At 62.0% G+C, this 17,446-nt stretch carries 15 protein-coding genes; 12 read left to right on the forward strand and 3 right to left on the reverse strand.

What is annotated here, in order from left to right; translation table 11 throughout:
* Window positions 1–55: 55 nt before the first annotated feature.
* Window positions 56–589, reverse strand: a complete 534-nt coding sequence (locus AC1ECN_RS10480) for an outer membrane protein assembly factor BamE (RefSeq protein ID WP_003547220.1) — start codon at window positions 587–589, stop codon at window positions 56–58.
* A 136-nt stretch (window positions 590–725) separates the two neighbouring features.
* Between AC1ECN_RS10480 and AC1ECN_RS10485 the strand changes: the two genes are divergently transcribed.
* From AC1ECN_RS10485 to AC1ECN_RS10510, 6 genes are all read left to right on the forward strand, one after another.
* Window positions 726–1,367, forward strand: a complete 642-nt coding sequence (locus tag AC1ECN_RS10485) for a ubiquinol-cytochrome C chaperone family protein (RefSeq protein WP_018070493.1) — start codon at window positions 726–728, stop codon at window positions 1,365–1,367.
* Between the two features lie 11 nt (window positions 1,368–1,378).
* Window positions 1,379–1,933: a YceD family protein gene (locus AC1ECN_RS10490; protein WP_018070492.1), complete on the forward strand. Its 555-nt coding sequence runs from the start codon at window positions 1,379–1,381 to the stop codon at window positions 1,931–1,933.
* A 98-nt stretch (window positions 1,934–2,031) separates the two neighbouring features.
* A complete protein-coding gene (gene plsX / locus AC1ECN_RS10495) occupies window positions 2,032–3,078 on the forward strand; it encodes a phosphate acyltransferase PlsX (protein ID WP_020397442.1) in 1,047 nt (348 codons plus the stop codon).
* Window positions 3,079–3,098: 20 nt separating this feature from the next.
* A complete protein-coding gene (locus tag AC1ECN_RS10500) occupies window positions 3,099–4,070 on the forward strand; it encodes a beta-ketoacyl-ACP synthase III (RefSeq protein ID WP_024321157.1) in 972 nt (323 codons plus the stop codon).
* Between the two features lie 104 nt (window positions 4,071–4,174).
* Entirely contained in the window at window positions 4,175–4,513 is a 339-nt protein-coding gene (locus AC1ECN_RS10505) for an integration host factor subunit alpha (RefSeq protein ID WP_003558352.1), read from the forward strand.
* Window positions 4,514–4,664: 151 nt separating this feature from the next.
* Entirely contained in the window at window positions 4,665–5,204 is a 540-nt protein-coding gene (locus tag AC1ECN_RS10510; RefSeq protein WP_018070488.1) for a MerR family transcriptional regulator, read from the forward strand.
* A 92-nt stretch (window positions 5,205–5,296) separates the two neighbouring features.
* Here the strand turns inward: AC1ECN_RS10510 and AC1ECN_RS10515 are convergent, their stop codons facing one another.
* On the reverse strand, window positions 5,297–5,644 hold the full coding sequence (locus tag AC1ECN_RS10515) for a response regulator (RefSeq protein WP_024321156.1): 348 nt from the start codon (window positions 5,642–5,644) through the stop codon (window positions 5,297–5,299).
* A 273-nt stretch (window positions 5,645–5,917) separates the two neighbouring features.
* Between AC1ECN_RS10515 and AC1ECN_RS10520 the strand changes: the two genes are divergently transcribed.
* Entirely contained in the window at window positions 5,918–7,564 is a 1,647-nt protein-coding gene (locus AC1ECN_RS10520; RefSeq protein ID WP_130672341.1) for an ATP-binding protein, read from the forward strand.
* 39 nt (window positions 7,565–7,603) lie between these two features.
* Here AC1ECN_RS10520 and AC1ECN_RS10525 read toward each other — a convergent pair whose 3' ends face one another.
* Complete coding sequence (locus AC1ECN_RS10525) at window positions 7,604–7,918, reverse strand: DUF1236 domain-containing protein (RefSeq protein ID WP_018070485.1); 315 nt, start codon at window positions 7,916–7,918, stop codon at window positions 7,604–7,606.
* Window positions 7,919–8,243: 325 nt separating this feature from the next.
* Here AC1ECN_RS10525 and bcsN point away from each other — a divergent pair, with 325 nt between their 5' ends.
* The 5 genes from bcsN to AC1ECN_RS10550 all read left to right on the forward strand — a co-directional run bounded on the left by bcsN (window position 8,244) and on the right by AC1ECN_RS10550 (window position 17,435).
* Window positions 8,244–9,224 (forward strand): cellulose biosynthesis protein BcsN, encoded by a 981-nt coding sequence (gene bcsN / locus AC1ECN_RS10530; RefSeq protein WP_130661335.1) that lies wholly within the window; start codon window positions 8,244–8,246, stop codon window positions 9,222–9,224.
* A 171-nt stretch (window positions 9,225–9,395) separates the two neighbouring features.
* Entirely contained in the window at window positions 9,396–11,588 is a 2,193-nt protein-coding gene (gene bcsA, locus AC1ECN_RS10535) for a UDP-forming cellulose synthase catalytic subunit (protein WP_130661336.1), read from the forward strand.
* Window positions 11,585–14,050, forward strand: a complete 2,466-nt coding sequence (locus AC1ECN_RS10540; RefSeq protein ID WP_130672342.1) for a cellulose biosynthesis cyclic di-GMP-binding regulatory protein BcsB — start codon at window positions 11,585–11,587, stop codon at window positions 14,048–14,050. The genes bcsA and AC1ECN_RS10540 overlap by 4 nt, the downstream gene beginning before the upstream one ends.
* Complete coding sequence (locus tag AC1ECN_RS10545; protein WP_024321152.1) at window positions 14,047–15,093, forward strand: family 8 glycosyl hydrolase; 1,047 nt, start codon at window positions 14,047–14,049, stop codon at window positions 15,091–15,093. The genes AC1ECN_RS10540 and AC1ECN_RS10545 overlap by 4 nt, the downstream gene beginning before the upstream one ends.
* Entirely contained in the window at window positions 15,090–17,435 is a 2,346-nt protein-coding gene (locus tag AC1ECN_RS10550) for a cellulose synthase (protein WP_130656893.1), read from the forward strand. Before AC1ECN_RS10545 ends, AC1ECN_RS10550 begins: the two co-directional genes overlap by 4 nt.
* Window positions 17,436–17,446: the final 11 nt, after the last annotated feature.

A 17,446-nucleotide genomic window follows, 5' to 3' on the forward strand; every position in this document is an offset into this window, starting at 1 on the left:
TTAAAAAACCCGCCGGAGCGATCCGGCGGGTTTTTCGTATCAGGCGTGTGTCCGATCAGCGCAGGCTGCTTGGGTTCTGCGGCGTGCCGCCGGCGCCACCGCCGAACAGGCTGCGGGCAGCACTGGCGGCGCTGCCGCCGGAAAGCATCTGTTGCAGGAAGGTGAGTTCCTTGCCGCCGGTCGGCGTGACGCGCCCGATCGTGTCGAACACCTTGCCATCCTGTAGCGCATAGTTGGCGCGGCGGCTGACGACACCGTCCTTGTCGAAATAGATCGCCAGAACGCTCTGATCGACGACCTTCAGCTTCTGAAAGGCGACCGCACGCGTGCGCCGCTGCGAGATGTAATAGAAGACTTCGCCATCGAAGGTCGCCGTCGTTGACGGGGTGCCGAGCGAAAGCAGCACCTGCTCGCGGCTGGAGCCTTCCGGAACGAGGTTCAGCGACTGCTGGTCGGCGACGTAGCCGCCATTGAGCACGGTGCTGGTCTGGCAACCGGAAAGAGCGGTGGTGGAGGCGATTATGAAGGCAATGGCCGCACTGCTGAAGAATTTCACGTCAGACTTGAAATACCGTTTATTCAACGACATCTACTCCCTTGAGTGTCGATAGCAGCCATTTGGGGCCTTGCACGCTTTCCTCCTGCAAAACCATTGTGGCCATTCCGGGTCGAATTTCCCGAATTCGCTTCGCTGACGCATCGAAGGCGTCGTCCCGAAACAGGCCATGATCGGCATTGCAATTCGCGCCTGCTTCGGTAAACCAGCTTTCGAAATCATGCAACAAGGCCAGACGCCAGCCGGCATGAAGAATGAGGCATTTCCGGAAAAAACAATGATCTTCGGGCTCTTCCGCAAGAAAAACAACAATCAGGCGATCGTCGACAGGCAATATGCGGCCCTGACGGCGGCCGCGCGCATGCCGGAGATCTATGAGCGGCTCAATGTGCCGGATACGGTCATGGGTCGTTTCGAGATGCTGTCGATTGCCATGATTCTGTTTTTTCGCCGCACACGTGCTTCAGCCACCAGCGGCCAGGAGATCGCCCAGGAGATCGTCGACGCTTTCTTCCAGGATATCGACTATTCGATCCGCGAACTCGGCATCGGCGACAACAGCGTGCCGAAGCGCATGAAGAAGCTCGCCGGCATGTTCTACGGCCGCCTTGAAGCCTATTCGAAGGCGATGGACACAGGCGATGCCGAAGAGCTCGCTCTCGCCCTTCAGCGCAATATCTACCCCGAAACCTCGACGCCGGCCGATATGTCCGGCCTCGCCGGATGGATGATGACCGCAGAATCGCATCTGTCCGCCGTTGCCGAAGAGGTGATCGCAACCGGTTCGGCGACGCTCCCGCCGGTCATCTGAAGGAGGAAACGATGAAGAACGATCGGGACGATGTTCCCTTCTCCTATCAAGTCAAGGTCGGCCATATCTCGGCCAACCCCGTCGAGGTCCATGTCGAGGCCGACGCCAGCGAACTGAAGGCGCTTGCCGAGACCTGGAACGTCGTCTCCGTCGACGATCTCCGCGCCGATCTACAGATTGCCCGCTGGAAGCGCGACGGCGTACGCATCAAGGGCCGCGTGCAGGCGAAGATCGTCCAGTCCTGCGTCGTGACGTTGGAACCGGTCGAATCCGCCATCGACGAGAATTTCGAGCAGATCTTCGTGCCAGAGGGCTCCAAGCTTGCCCGCCAGCCCGGCAACGACGCCGGCGAGATGCTGCTCGATCCGGACGGTCCCGATCTGCCCGAGACCTTCGTCGGCGATACGATCGATGCCGGCGAAGTGGTTGCCGAATTCGCTGCTCTCGCAATCGATCCCTACCCACGCAAGCAGGGCATCGAATTCGCCGGCCATGTCGAGGACAGCGGCGAGGACGACAAAAAGCCTTCCGCTTTCGCCGTCCTCAAGGACTGGAAAAAGGACTGAAGCCCCTCTGGCATTTGACACAATTCAGTTGTAAGCGACGCCAAAACCGGTATTTTGGCCGAAATTTCGCCGTCGGCGAAAAGAAGGATCAGGGACGCGTGATCAGAATATCTCTCGACCTCATGGGTGGCGACTTTGGTCCCCAGGTTGTCATTCCCGGCGCCGCCAAGGCGTTGGATCGGCATCCGGATATTTCCTTCGTTCTCTATGGTCTCAAGGAACAGTGCGACCCGGTTCTCGCCAAATTTCCGAAACTCAAGGAAAAATCGCTCTTTCACGACTGCGAGCTTGCCGTCGCCATGGATGAAAAGCCGAGCCAGGCGCTGCGCCGTGGCCGTTATATCTCCACCATGTGGCGTTCGATCGAGGCGGTGAAGACGGGTGACGCCGATGTCGCTGTCTCGGCAGGCAATACCGGGGCGCTGATGGCGATGGCGAAGTTCTGTCTGCGCACCATGGCCAATATCGAGCGTCCGGCGATTGCCGCGATCTGGCCGACGCTGAAGGGTGAGAGCATCGTGCTCGATGTCGGTGCGACGATCGGCGCCGATGCTCAGCAGCTGATGGATTTCGCCCTGATGGGCGGCGCCATGGCGCGCGCGCTTTTCGAGGTCGAACGTCCGACGGTCGGTCTTCTCAACGTCGGCGTCGAGGAGATGAAGGGCCAGGAGGAAGTCAAGGAGGCCGGCCGGCTGTTGCGCGAGGCGAACATCGATTCGCTCGAATATTCCGGCTTCGTCGAGGGCAACGACCTTGGCAAGGGCACGGTCGACGTCGTCGTCACCGAAGGATTTTCCGGCAATATCGCCCTCAAGACCGCCGAAGGCACAGCCAAGCAGATCGGCGAATATCTGCGTGCCGCCATGTCGCGCACGCTGCTGGCCCGCATCGGCTACCTCTTCGCCAAAAGCGCCTTCGACATGCTTCGCGAGAAGCTCGATCCKAGCAAGGTCAATGGCGGCGTGTTTCTCGGCCTGAACGGCATCGTTATCAAGAGCCATGGCGGGGCGAATGCCGAAGGCATCGCAGCCGCCATCGAGGTCGGCTACGACATGGCCAAGAACGGCCTCAATCAGAAAATAGAAAACGATCTTAAGAAATATCATGCCAAGCGGCTGCCCCCGATGGGCCCGGAAGCGGCATGAGCGATGGGGTTCAATCAAAGATGATCCGTTCAGTGGTTCGCGGGTTCGGAGCCGCACTCCCGAAGCGCGTGATGACCAATCGTGACATGGAGGCCATCGTCGACACATCAGACGAATGGATCGTCCAGCGCACCGGCATCCGCCAGCGTTATGTCGCCGGCGATGACGAAACGACTGCGTCACTCGGCGAGGCCGCCGCACGCGCAGCCCTTGCCAATGGCGGCCTGACGCCTGCCGATATCGATCTTGTCATCTGTGCCACCTCGACGCCGGATAACACCTTTCCGGCAACGTCGGTCAACATCCAGAACCGCCTCGGCATGAGCCACGGCTTCGCCTTCGACGTCCAGGCCGTCTGCACCGGTTTCGTCTATGCGGTGACGACTGCCGATGCCTATATTCGCGGCGGGCTTGCCAAGCGCGTTCTCGTCATCGGCGCCGAAACTTTTTCGCGCATTCTCGACTGGAACGACCGCACCACCTGCGTGCTTTTCGGCGACGGCGCCGGCGCGATCATACTCGAAGCGACCGAAGGCGAGGGCACCGTTGCCGATCGCGGCGTGCTGACAGCGCATCTGCGTTCCGACGGCTCGCACAAGGACAAGCTCTATGTCGATGGCGGACCGTCGACGACGGGCACTGTCGGCAAGCTGCGCATGGAAGGCCGCGAGGTCTTCAAATACGCCGTGGGCATGATCACCGACGTCATTCAGGCAGCTTTCGATGCGACCGGGACCACCGCCGATGACCTCGACTGGCTGGTACCGCATCAGGCCAATCGTCGCATCATCGACGGTTCGGCGAAAAAGCTGAACATCGATGCGGCGAAGGTCGTCATCACAGTCGACCTTCACGGCAATACGTCGGCCGCCTCGATCCCGCTGGCACTTGCGACCGCTGCCGGCGACGGCCGCATCAAGAAGGGCGACCTAGTGATGCTCGAAGCGATGGGTGGCGGCTTTACCTGGGGTGCGGTTCTGCTGCGCTGGTAGGCACGAATCCTAAAAAACTGGCGGCGAACAAGAGCTTGACCGTAAGGCGCAAGACAAATACTCTTCGTGCGATTTCACAAAATATTTGTATGGGCGGGGAAACCATGACCGGAAAAACAGTGACGCGAGCAGACCTGGCGGAATCCGTTTTCCGAAAGGTTGGGCTTTCCCGGACAGAATCTGCCGAACTTGTGGAAACCGTCATCGACGAGATCTGCAATGCCATCGTGCGTGGTGAAACCGTCAAGCTTTCCTCCTTCGCCACCTTCCAGGTGCGCGACAAGAACGAGCGGATCGGCCGCAACCCGAAGACCGGCGAGGAGGTTCCGATTTCCCCCCGCCGGGTCATGACCTTCAAGGCGTCGAACGTGTTGAAGACACGCATCCTCAAGTCGCATGTCGCTCGCAAGATCAAGCTGAAGCCGCAGAATCCGGCTCCCTGATAATCGGCTTCCCGTTTCGGAAACGGCTTTTTTTCTCCCTCGCACTCTCCATCCTTGTGCGCAACGTCAAGACATGACTTGAATTGTCGGCGCCAAACCGTTGAAATATGATGAGTCGCCGTAGGATCGAGCCGCGAGGTCGCGTAGCAGTATGACGTTGGACAAGAGCCCCGATGCCTTTCGCACCATCAGCGAAGTCGCAGACGATCTTGATCTGCCGCAGCATGTGCTGCGCTTCTGGGAGACGCGTTTTCCCCAGATAAAGCCGATGAAGCGCGGCGGCGGCCGTCGCTACTACCGGCCGGAGGACGTGGATCTTCTCAAGGGCATCCGGCATCTACTGTATGATCACGGCTATACGATCAAGGGTGTGCAGAAGCTTCTGAAAACCAACGGCAACAAGTTCGTCATATCAGTCGGCCACGGCGATCTCGCCAGCGTCGAGGCGCTTGCGTCGGGTGTGCAGGAGGTGGGTGCCGGGGAACCGCGCGTCGGCATGGCCGATGAAGACCAGATTGTCGGCCGCGCCAAGCCGCCGATCACCCGCCGGTTCTTCAATTTCGTCGCCGGAGACGATGAGCAGGAAGTCTCGATCGGGAAGTCGAGCATCGGCAAGGAAGACCGGGCGCTGCTGCAGGAGGCGCTCTACGATCTCCTGGAATGCAAGCGCCTGCTCGATCAGGTGCGCTAAAATCGGAATCGATTTTCGGAAAGCACGATGCGAGGATTGAAAGTGTTACAGCGTCCTTTGCGTGTCTGAAAAGACGCGCGGCGCAGGGAAGTTCAGGCTTCGGTAAGCTGTTTCATGGCCTGTTCGAGTTCGCTGAGCTGGAAGGGTTTTTGCAGCACGGGCAACGTGCTTGGGCTGCTGCCATCAGGTGCGGTGCCATATCCCGTCGCATAGAGATAGGGTTTACCGCGTTCGTCGAGCAGCTTTGCGACCGGCAGCGAACTCTGCCCGGCAAGCGAGACGTCGAGGATTGCAGCGTCGAACTCAGTATCCCTGGCGGTTGCCAACGCCCGCTCCAGATCGGGCGCGCTGGCGCAGACCCGGTAACCCAAATCGGCAAGCATGTCCTCGAGCAGCATGGCAATCAGCGTGTCGTCTTCGACGATGAATATGTCTTTCATGATCCCGTCCACCCATTTCCCCTTGCCGGGCATGGAGATTTATGTGGACTGCTTGCACGGCTCGTCAAGACGTCGTGCCCAGCAGTACGAGAAACAGCATATTGCCCGGTGAAATTTGATGTGCAAAAGCTGGGATGCCGTCTCCGCAACGGCGACTGAATAATTCCTTAAATCGGAATCGATCTATGGATAAAATTATGCAGTAATCCAAAGTGTTACAGCGTCCTTTGCGCGTCTGAAAAGACATCGCGGCGCTGTAAGAAGGGGTGTCGAATGGATTTGCTGAGTGCCACGGATTGGCTGCGTCACAAGCCGGGTTTTACCTATCCGCTGGCCGTTGCCTTCGTTGGCCTGACCTTTCTTCTGAGGCTTGCCGCCAGCGACACTCTCTCCGGCTTTCCCTTCCTGAGCTTCCTTCCGGCGATATTGCTCGCCAGTTTCATAGGCGGGGCCGGGCCGGGCCTGGTCGCGTCCATTCTTGCCGCTTTCATCGTTCAGCAGTTTTTCGTCGAGCCGCACAATATCTTCTGGCCGGTCACTGCCGGCCAATGGGTCGGCCTTTCCACATATCTCATCAATGCCGCAATCATCGTCGGCCTGATGGAGATGATCATTATCGCGCATGAGCGGCAGAGCCGCCTTCGCAGTGAGCTCAACAGCTTCAACACGCGCCTCGAAGAGACAGTGGTCCAGCGCACTGCCGAGCTCAGGCACGAGATGGAAGAGAATGCCGCTGCTCAGGCGCAGGTCCGTCAGTTGCAGAAGATGGAGACGATCGGCCAGCTGACCGGCGGCGTCGCCCATGATTTCAACAACATGTTGGCGATCATCATCGGCAACCTCGATCTCGCCCAGCGGCGCCTGAGCGGCAGCGAGGATCCCCGCCTGCTATACTCCATCCAGAATGCCAAAGATGGCGCGCAAAGGGCGGCGGTACTGACCGCGCGTCTTCTCGCTTTCTCGCGCCAGCAGCCGCTCGCCCCGGAGGTGATCGACGTTAACAAGCTGGTCGGCGGCATGTCTGAGCTGTTGCGGCGCACACTCGGCGAGCAGATCCGGATCGAGACCGTGCTTGCCGGCGGTCTCTGGCCGAGCTTTGCCGATTTGAGCCAGCTCGAAAATGCCATCCTGAACCTTGCCGTCAACGCCCGCGATGCTATGCCGGGCGGCGGAAATCTAACGATCGAGACCGCCAATACCGAACTCGATGAGCGATATTCGCGCATGCATTCGGAAGTCGAGGCAGGCCAATATGTGATGGTCAGCATCACTGACACCGGCACCGGCATGTCGCCTGAGGTGATCGAGCGCGCCTTCGACCCGTTCTATACGACCAAGGGACCCGGCAAAGGCACCGGCCTCGGTCTCAGCCAGGTCTATGGCTACATCAAGCAGAGCGGCGGCCACATCAAGATCTATTCAGAGATCGACAGGGGCACGACGGTGAAGATCTATCTCCCTCGTCGTGTCGGTGTGACGGACGCCCGGTCGGGTGCAGCCGGCGCCCAGCCGATTCCTCACGGCAGCGTCAATGATACAATCCTGGTGGTGGAGGACGATGAGCACGTCCGCACCATGACCGCCGAAAGCCTGCATGAACTCGGTTACACCGTATTGCAGGCGGCAAGCGGCATAGAGGCGCTTCTGTTGCTCGAAGAAAATCCGGCAGTCGACTTGATCTTCACCGATATCGTCATGCCGCAGATGAGCGGACGTCAGCTTGCCGATGTCGTCCAGGAGAAATGGCCGACGATCCGGATCCTTTACACGACGGGTTACACCCGAAATGCCATCGTCCACAATGGTGTGCTCGATCACGGCGTTTCCCTGCTCGCCAAGCCCTTCAGCCTGGAGCAGCTCGCTCATAAGATCCGCGAACTTCTGAATGTACCGGCGAGGGCGGGAGACGAGCGGACGTGAAGCCGGAATACGGCCGCACGTCCACAAATCCCGATCGCGTTATTCCAACACCTGGATAATGCGGTGGGTCTTCGGCTCGACGATCACGCGCCGCTCATTTACGACAGTATAGCCGTATCCGTCCATGTCAGGCACCGTGTGCACTTCGACGGTATCGGGCAGCGTGGTGCCGACCACGATATCGCCGTCATAGACGACGGATGGTGTGTTTTGCTCCATCACATAGGTGCGCACCTCGCCGGGCAATACGACGGAGCCGGTTGGTGCGGGATCGGTGACGATGACGGTGCTCTGGGCGAAGGCGGCAGAGCTGATGGTCAGTATGGCGGCCGCAGCCAGCATGGTCTTGCGCATGGGATGTTCTCCTTTTCCTACCCCAGATCAAGGCAACGTCGGCCATGCGGCATGGTTCCCCGCGAGCTTTTCGCCGCAGCGGAAGACAGGCGCAATGAGAGTAATTAAGTTGTTACTAAATTAATTTATACATCATACGGTTGAGCTGCCTGAACAACGTTCGAAAAAAGCCCATTCGGGGATGTTAGGGCTCGCTTGTTTACTTTTCGCTAACCATGTTGGACGTTTATTCCGAACGGACGACCAACCGGTCGTTGATTCGACGATCCGTCGCGTTTCGGCTTGCGAATGGATCTCTGGAAATACGATTGCGGCGGCTCGAGACATGCGATTGCGGAAGACGATATCGCTGGTGGCAGTGGCGGGCATGATGGCCGGCTGCACATCGACAGGCGGTGTGCGCCAGCCTTCCGCGCCGGAAACCGTGGCGCCTGAAAAGGCGCTGGTCCTGCCGCCGCCGGGCGGCCCGTCGATCGTCAGCGTCGTCGAGCGCAAGCGTGGCAATGGCGTCGAGCAGACGATCTCGCTGTTTACCTCATCGTCCGTGCCCGGTCAGAATTCCCTGAAGGTCCAGTTCTTCGGCGCTTCCGGAGCCAATCCCGGCACCGGAAATGCCGGCTTCAACATGATCAACGAGAGCGGCATTGCCCGCGAGGTGGCCCGTTCGGCCCCTAGCGTGCCGATGGCGACGTCGGCGACCTTTCTGCAGAACGCCTATGGCCCGTTCGGTTATGCCTCCGGCCGCAGCCGTGCCGGCGACACCTGCGTCTATGCCTGGCAGCAGATCCGCTCGAGCACTGCTGCCAATACCCAGGCGCGCAATTTCGGCATGATCCAGCTGCGCCTGCGCCTTTGCGATGCCAGGGCGAGCGAGCGCCAGCTGCTCGGCATCGTCTATGGCTATACCATATCAGGCACCTTCGACGGCGCGGTCTGGGACCCTTACGGCAATCCGCCGCCGGCCGACGCGGCGCTCGGGCGCACCGGCGAACCGATCTATCCCGACGAAGGCGGTTACCGCGCCAGCCCAATGCCGATCGGCTACGAGCCGGCGCCTGCCGTTGTCAGCCGGCCGCGGGCCGCTGCCGTTCGTAGCGCCTCGACCCCGCCACCGGCTCAAGGCGTCGCATCGGTGCCGGCACCCATCGGCCCGCGCGTGCCGCTGCCTGGCGAGACGCCACAGACGAGCGCAAGGCCGGCCGCGGCCGCCGCGCCAATCGAACAATCGGTAAGGGCGATCGGCGTCACCGTGCCTTCGCCGGACTGCATAGGCGACGCGGCCATGACGGCCGCCTGCCGGAGATAGAGCATGATGCCGAAAAGTGTGAGCGGTTTTCGGACGACATCATGCTCTAACTCTTTAATTTAGAACAGGATTCAGATTTTAGGCCGACCCGGCCTAAAATCATCCTGTTCTAGCGAGCATGCCCGCGGGCGCCCGTTGGTGCCTCGGTTGAGCAATTTCGAAGGAACGTCAATGCGCAAAGCCCGCAGTGTCATCATATGGGCCGTGGTTTCGCTCTGCATGATCGTGCTGATCACGCTGCCGGTCAACCTGCAGACCCAGCTCATCACCAGCATCACTGTGGTGACTGTGATGGCGCTGATCAAGGTGCTGAAGGGCGAGGGGACGTGGCGCCTGGTGGCGCTCGCCTTCGGCACGTCGATCGTGCTGCGCTATGTTTACTGGCGCACGACCAATACGCTGCCGCCTCTGAACCAGCCTGAAAATTTCATTCCCGGCCTGCTGCTTTACCTTGCCGAAATGTATAGCGTTGCGATGCTGGCGCTCAGCCTCTTCATCGTCGCGACGCCGCTGCCGTCGCGCCCCTCGCGCGCCGCCAAGAATGAGCGTTTTCCTCATGTCGACGTCTTCGTGCCATCCTACAACGAGGATGCCGGCCTGCTGGGAAACACGCTGGCCGCCGCCAAGGCCATGGATTATCCGGCCGACAAGCTGCATGTCTGGCTGCTCGACGACGGCGGTACCTTGCAGAAGCGCAATTCCGGCAAGCTGCTCGAAGCCCAGGCGGCGGCCGCCCGCCATATCGAGCTGAAGCAGCTCTGCGACGATCTTGACGTCAAATACCTCACGCGCGACCGCAACGAACACGCCAAGGCCGGCAATCTCAACAACGGGATGAAACATTCGACCGGCGAGCTCATCGCCGTCTTCGATGCGGACCACGCGCCGGCCCGCGATTTCCTGCTCGAGACCGTCGGTTACTTCGAAGACGATCCGAAGCTCTTCCTCGTCCAGACCCCGCACTTCTTCATCAATCCCGATCCGCTGGAGCGTAACCTGCGCACCTTCGACAAGATGCCGAGCGAGAACGAGATGTTCTACGGCATCATCCAGCGCGGCCTCGATAAGTGGAACGCCGCCTTCTTCTGCGGCTCGGCCGCAGTTTTGAGCCGCAAGGCGCTCGAATCGCAGAACGGCTTCAGCGGCATCAGCATCACCGAGGATTGCGAGACGGCGCTGGCGCTCCACGGCAGCGGCTGGAACAGTATCTATGTCGACAAGCCGCTGATCGCCGGCCTGCAGCCAGCCACCTTTGCAAGCTTCATCGGTCAGCGCAGCCGCTGGGCGCAGGGCATGATGCAGATCCTGCGCTTCCGCTTCCCGCTTCTGAAGCGTGGCCTGACGATCCCGCAGCGCTTCTGCTACATGTCCTCTACGCTGTTCTGGCTCTTCCCGTTCCCGCGCACGATCTTTCTGTTTGCGCCGCTCTTTTATCTGTTCTTCGATCTGGAAATCTTCACCGCCTCGGGCGGTGAGTTCCTCGCCTATACCCTTGCTTATATGCTCGTGAATCTGATGATGCAGAACTACCTCTACGGGTCGTTCCGCTGGCCCTGGATTTCCGAGCTCTACGAATATGTCCAGACCGTGCATCTGCTGCCGGCTGTCGTCTCCGTCATGCTCAACCCGAGGAAGCCGACCTTCAAGGTCACCGCCAAGGACGAATCGATCGCTGTCAGCCGTCTGTCGGAGATCAGCCGCCCGTTCTTCGTCATCTTTGCGGTGCAGATCGTCGCGCTCGTCATCACTATCTACAAGATCTATGCCGAGCCCTATAAGGCCGACGTCACGCTCGTCGTCGGCGGGTGGAATGTCATCAACCTGATCATGGCCGGCTGCGCACTTGGTGTTGTGTCGGAGCGCGGCGAGCGCGCCTCGTCCCGCCGCGTCCGCGTCAACCGGCGCTGCGAATTCGGCGCCAACGGCAAGTGGTACACGGCCTCGATCGAGGATGTCTCCGTCCACGGCGCAAGGCTGCACATCTTCAACAAGCATCTCGACGAGATGCTGGTCGGCGCCGTCGGCGAGATCCGCTTCCGGCCCTATAGCGGCGCGGATCTGGAAACGCTGCCGCTCATCGTCCGTAACATCGAGCCGTCGGGCGACATCAGCAATGTCGGCTGCCAGTACGTGCCGAAAAGCGCGCTCGACCATCGCCTCATCGCCGATCTGATGTTTGCCAATTCCGACCAGTGGACCCAGTTTCAGGCCTCGCGCCGCCGCAATCCGGGCCTGATCCGCGGCACCATCTGGTTTCTCGGCATGTCGTTCTACCAGACGAGCCGAGGCCTCGTTTACTTCTTCCGCAGCATGCGGCCGGAGCGGGAAGCCCAGCAGCAGGCGGCAAAGGTCAACGCCGGATGAGAAGGATCGTCGCTGCCTCGCTTCTCCTGCTGAATGCCTCCGCCTTCGCCCAGGCGCAGACGGCACCCTTCGACATGTCCGGCGAGCGGCCGCCCGGTGCGTCCGTTGGCCCGAGATTGACGCCGCCCACACAGGCCGCGCCGCCTGCGGTCATTGCGCCCGTTCCCGTCACGCCTCCGGTTTCCGTCATACCCGCACCTGCAACCCCGGCTGCTCCCGCTCCCGTTCCTCCGCCGATCGCTGCCCAGCCGCAGCCGGCGACGCCCGCGCTCCAGCCAGCAGCAGTAGTAAACCCGGCTGCGCCGCCGCGCCCCGGCGATGTTCGTCGCTTTGTCGTGCCCTTTTCGAAACTCGGCCTCGGCGGCGAATACGACCGACGGTCATGGTCCGTCTATCTGACGCCGGAGCAGGCAGCGGCCAAGGCAAGCTTCACCTTCGCCTACCAGAATTCGATCGTCGTTGCGCCTGAGGCCTCGGCGCTGACCGTCTATCTCAACAACCGCCCGATCGGCCAACAGCGCGTCGGCTCGCCGGATGGCCCGTCGACCGTCACGTTCGAGGTTCCGCCCGGTCTGCTGCAGCCCGGCGCCAACCTCGTCACCTTCGAAGCCGATCAGCGCCACCGCACCGATTGCAGCATTCAATCGACTTATGAACTGTGGTCGAACATCGATCCGGCCGGAACCTATCTGAGCTTTGCCGGCAGGGATGCGGCCCCGCTAGCGAGCGCCGACGCAATCCGCGCCATCGGCGTCGACGGTGCTGGCAAGACCGAGTTCGACATCGTTGTCCCGGCGCTGGAGCAGCCGGGAACTACCAAGCCGCTGCTACGGCTGGCGCAGGGCCTGTCGGTGCTGAGCAGTATGCCGAACCAGATTTTTGCCTTCAGCACCGCGTCGCTTCCGGCCGCCGGGCCTGGCAAGCTCAGCGTGCTCGTCGGTACCGCGGCGGAACTGCGGCCGCTCTTTCCCGGCCTGCCGCCCGGCGCCGAAAGTGCAGCACTCGCCGCTTTCGTCACCGACCCGCGCAGCGGCTCGCCGGTCCTTCTGATCAGCGGCCCTTCCTGGCAAGCGGTCTCCTCGGCGATCGATACCATCGTCTCGCCGACGGACAGATCCTCGGATGTCCGCCGCGACGTGCTGACCACCGAACGCTGGAGCGCGCCGAACGCGCCGCTGGTCTTTTCCGACACGAACATCGCCCTGTCTCAGCTCGGCGTGAAGACCACCGAATTCTCCGGCCGGCGGTTGCGGACCAGCTTCAATATCGCCGTGCCGGCCGATTTTTATGCCAATGCCTATGGCGAGGCGAAGGTGCTGCTCGACGCCGCCTATACCGATAACGTGCTGCCCGGCAGCCACATCGATATCTACGTCAATGACAACATCGCCTCCACCGTGCCGATCACCACGACATCAGGCGGCATTCTCCGTCATCTGCCGATCCGCGTGACGATGCGGCACTTCAAGCCCGGTCTCAATTCGGTGGCGATCGAAGCGATCCTGATGACCAAGGACGACGCCGTCTGCGCGCCGGGCGCGACCGCCGGCGCGACCCCGCGCTTTGCTCTGTTCGATACGTCCGAGCTGCAGATACCGGATTTCGCCCGCGTCGGTCAGCGTCCGAATCTGGCGGCAATGGCCGGCACCGCCTATCCCTATGGTCGGGCCACGGAGCCGACGCCGCTTTTCATCGACCGCATCGACGCCGACACGCTTTCGGCCGCCGCCACGCTGCTCGGCCAGATGGCCATCACCGCCGGCCATCCGATCGCCGTCGAAACCGTCGCCTCGCCGAATACGATCGGCGATCGCGATGCCATCTTCATCGGCTCCATCTCGCAGATGCCGACAACCGCACTGTCGCAGACCAATATCTCCACGACGAGCCAGGCCTCGTGGCGTCCGGTGGCGGATACGCAGCCGGACGTCGTCGATACCGGTACGGCTTTCGAGGAGTGGAACTCCAAGGTCAGCGGCGGTGTCTTGCACAACCGGGTCACCGCCTTCCGCGAGTGGCTGTCGCGCAATTTCGATATCTCCCGCAGCTCGCTGCAATTCATCCCCGGCGCCGAGCAGATTTTCACGCCGGCCAACGCCGACACGCTGCTGGTTGCACAGGGCTCCAGCCCCGCGGGAGCCGGCGCATGGACCGTGGTGGCGGCGCCGTCGGCGAAGGATTTGCGCGAAGGGCTCGAGGTTCTGACCGCGCAGCTGAACTGGCCGCAGATATCGGGCCACATCACCACCTATTCGAGCAAGACAGGCAAGATCGAAACCGTGCCCGTCACCCGTTTCGATTTCGTGCCGTCCACCCCCTGGTCGATCGCCAATTACCGGCTGATCGCCGCCAACTGGCTGTCGACGAATATCCTCTCCTACGCCTTCCTGCTGGTCTTCTTCGTGCTGCTGATCGGCGTCACCACCTCCAGCATGCTCAGAAGACTGGGCCGGTCCAAATGAGGCGGTGGCGCGCACTCCTGCTGGCGGCAACGGTCGCGCTTGCCCCTGTAGACCCGCCCGCCGTCGCGCAGCAGGCGATGATCAATGCCGGCGCATGGTCCGCCTACAAGGCGAAATTTCTCGATGCGACCGGCCGCATCATCGATAACGGCAACGGCAATATCAGCCACAGCGAAGGGCAGGGCTATGGCATGCTGCTCGCCTATCTCGCAGCCAGCCCCGCCGACTTCGAACAGATCTGGTATTTTACCCGCACCGAGCTGCTGCTGCGCGACGATGGCCTGGCCGTCTGGAAGTGGGATCCGAACGTCAAGCCGCACGTCACCGACACCAACAACGCCTCGGACGGCGACATGCTGATCGCCTACGCACTGGCGCTTGCCGGCACGGCGTGGAAACGCAACGACTATATCCTCGCCGCCTCCCGCATGGCGCAGGCGCTGCTTGCCGAAACCGTCGTGCACGCGGCCGGGCACACACTCCTGTTGCCGGGGAGTGAGGGTTTTGCCGCTACCGACCGTGAGGACGGTCCCGTCGTCAACCCGTCCTACTGGATTTACGAGGCGATCCCGGTGATGGCGGCGCTCGCTCCGTCGGATGCCTGGCAAAAGCTGTCGGAGGATAGCCTAACGCTATTGAAGACGATGCAGTTCGGCCCGCGCAAGCTTCCAGCCGAATGGGTGAGTCTCAGCGGCCAGCCGCAGCCGGCGCAGGGTTTCGACGCCGAGTTTGCCTATAACGCCATCCGCATCCCGCTCTATCTCGCTCGTGGCGGCGTCACCGACAAGGCGCTGCTGACCCATCTGCGCGAGGGGATGTCGCAAGACGGCGTTCCCGCCACCATCGATCTGACCACCGGCCGGCCGAAGACCGTGTTGCCGGATCCCGGTTATCGAATTGTTAACGATGTTGTGGCCTGTGTAGTCGATGGGGCCAAGCTGCCGGGCTCGGCCCTGCAATTTGCGCCCGCACTCTATTATCCGTCCACGCTTCAGCTGCTGGGCCTGGCCTATATCGGGGAGAAGCATCCGGAGTGTCTGTGAAGTCTTCTCTCGTGGCGATTTCAGCAGCAGTCGTGGTGGCGACCCTCGTCACCGGACTGAAAGATCGTGCCGCTCTGCAGGAAAGATTCGGCCTTGGGTCTGCCGGCAAGCCGGCGCCGGAGCTGATGATGATGGGCCGCATCAAGCCGACCGATGCTTCCGCCGGCAATCCTGAATTCAATGCGCAGCTGGTGGCCGACAAGATCGAGGCGATCACATCCCCGTCGCCGCCGGCGCCGGGCGCGCGCGAGCCGGATGCCGCAGCACCGCAACCGGCGGCACCTCAGACGGTCGCCCAGCCGGCGCCGGTCACGCCCCCCATCGTTTCCGCGCCGCCGGCACCGCAACAGGCGGCCGCGCCTGCGCAGCCTGCCGTCGATGAAAGTGCGCTTCGTTATTTCGCCAGCCGCGGCGACAAGGTGCGCCTGCAAGCCGAAATCTCCCGCCTTCAGGCGCTCTACCCAAACTGGGTTCCGCCGGCCGATCCGCTCGCCGTGCCGCAGAATGGCGACAAACAACTCGAGGCCATGTGGCAGCTCTATTCCGATGGTCGCTATGCGGAGTTACGCAAGGCGGTCGCCGACCGCCAGGCAGCCGATGCCGGATGGCAGCCGCCGGCCGATCTGCTCGACCGACTCGACGTCGCTGAGGCCCGTGCCCGTCTCGTCAATGCGTCGGACCTCAAGCAATATGCGACGGTCGTCGATATCGCTGCCGCAACACCGAGCCTGCTCACCTGCAGCGAGGTCGATGTTCTCTGGCGCGTCGCCGAAGCCTTCATCCAGACGGAGAGGGCGCAGCGCGGCCAGGACGCCTACACTTATATCCTGAAGAACTGCGCCAATCCCGCCGAGCGGCAGGCGACGGTCGAAAAGGCCTCGACGCTGCTTGCCTACCAGCCGATGCAGGCACTGCTCACGCTGGAGAGGCCCGCTGCCGACGGCAGCAAGGAATTCGATGCGATCCGCGACAATCTCACCCGACGCTTCATGGCCGAGGGCAATGACGATCCGAAGCTTGTTATCGCGCCGGACTACATCGCCCGTCTCGAAAAACTCGCCGAGACTGGGGGGCTCGCCTCCGACGCGTTACTGCTCGGCTGGTACCAGCTTCGCCGCAACAACGATGCCGATGCCGAGAAGTGGTTCCGCGCTGCCCGAGCCAAGCAAGATTCGGCGGCCGCTTCGCAGGGACTGGCGCTGGCGCTGATCGCCCGCAAGGCGCCTGAAGAAGCCGAGGACGTGATGTTCCGTTGGCGCGCCGATTCCGAGGATGCAACATCAACCTATCTCGCCGCCACCGCCAACCTGATGGCGTTGCAGCCGCCGGCCGATCTGGCCGAAGACGTGCTGCACCGCATCGCTACCGAGGTTATCGCCCGGAAATACGTGCCGACGGCGCAGCAGTTCGGCTGGTATGCCCGCTCCCTCAACCAGTTCCAGACTGCTGCACGCTGGTTCGAGACGGCGCTTGCCTGGAAACCCGATGACGAACCGTCCGCCTATGGTCTTGTCATCACCCGCGAGCAACTGAGCGACCGCAAGGCCGTGCTCGACCTTCAGCGCGCCTGGGCCGGCCGGTCGAGCCGAATCACCAATCTCGAAGACACCTCCTCCCTGATACCGAATGCCGTTACGCCGCCGCCGGAGAAGGGCACGCTTGCCGCACAGCAACCAGCGGCTCAGCCGACGCAGAATCCCCCGACCGAGCCGCTTCCGGCCGAGCGCCGCATCACCCTGCAGCCGGGGTCGCAAGTGGTCGTTCGCGCGGCAAGGCCGGCGATGGAGACGGTGACCGTTCCGCGTGGTCCGCGCCAGACACGCGGCTGCTCAACGACAATCGATGCGGGGCAGCTTAAGCCGGCGGACGCGCTGTCGCGCGGCTGGTGCCTGATGGATATCAACCGGCCGATGGAGGCAATCTCGGCCTTCGAGGCGGCATTGCAGAGCCCGACCCGCAAGGTCCGCGAAGACGCAGCCTACGGCCAGAGCCTTGCTTATCTCCGCGCCGGCCTCTCGGGCAATGCCGCCGTCGCAGCCACCAAGGCGCCGCAGAACCGCCAGCGTGCCGCCGAGCTTCAGGTGGCGATCCTCGCCGATCGTGCGCTTTCGGCCTTCGACGCCGGGCGTTACCGCGAAACCCTGATCTATCTCGATCAGCGCGCCCAGCTGCAGCAGGAACGCATCGACCTGATGGTTCTGCGCGGCTACTGCTACCTCAATCTCAAAATGTACGGCGATGCGACCCGCATCTTCGAAGCCGCTGCCGCGACCGGCAGCCGCGATGCTGCCCGCGGTCTTGCCGACGTCAGAAACGTCACGCATCCCGACGTCAACGACTGACGTTGACGCCG

It is taken from the genome of Rhizobium sp. 01N447_2, from assembly GCF_056399245.1.

Coding starts and splice junctions, on each gene's coding strand:
- AC1ECN_RS10485 (WP_018070493.1), top strand. CDS start 726: ATGATCGGCATTGCAATTCGCGCCTGCTTCGGTAAACCAGCTTTCGAA.
- AC1ECN_RS10525 (WP_018070485.1), bottom strand. CDS start 7,918: ATGCGCAAGACCATGCTGGCTGCGGCCGCCATACTGACCATCAGCTCT.
- AC1ECN_RS10510 (WP_018070488.1), top strand. CDS start 4,665: ATGACGTTGGACAAGAGCCCCGATGCCTTTCGCACCATCAGCGAAGTC.
- bcsA (WP_130661336.1), top strand. CDS start 9,396: ATGCGCAAAGCCCGCAGTGTCATCATATGGGCCGTGGTTTCGCTCTGC.
- AC1ECN_RS10545 (WP_024321152.1), top strand. CDS start 14,047: ATGAGGCGGTGGCGCGCACTCCTGCTGGCGGCAACGGTCGCGCTTGCC.
- bcsN (WP_130661335.1), top strand. CDS start 8,244: ATGCGATTGCGGAAGACGATATCGCTGGTGGCAGTGGCGGGCATGATG.
- AC1ECN_RS10515 (WP_024321156.1), bottom strand. CDS start 5,644: ATGAAAGACATATTCATCGTCGAAGACGACACGCTGATTGCCATGCTG.
- AC1ECN_RS10490 (WP_018070492.1), top strand. CDS start 1,379: ATGAAGAACGATCGGGACGATGTTCCCTTCTCCTATCAAGTCAAGGTC.
- AC1ECN_RS10520 (WP_130672341.1), top strand. CDS start 5,918: ATGGATTTGCTGAGTGCCACGGATTGGCTGCGTCACAAGCCGGGTTTT.
- AC1ECN_RS10540 (WP_130672342.1), top strand. CDS start 11,585: ATGAGAAGGATCGTCGCTGCCTCGCTTCTCCTGCTGAATGCCTCCGCC.
- AC1ECN_RS10505 (WP_003558352.1), top strand. CDS start 4,175: ATGACCGGAAAAACAGTGACGCGAGCAGACCTGGCGGAATCCGTTTTC.
- AC1ECN_RS10500 (WP_024321157.1), top strand. CDS start 3,099: ATGATCCGTTCAGTGGTTCGCGGGTTCGGAGCCGCACTCCCGAAGCGC.
- AC1ECN_RS10480 (WP_003547220.1), bottom strand. CDS start 589: ATGTCGTTGAATAAACGGTATTTCAAGTCTGACGTGAAATTCTTCAGC.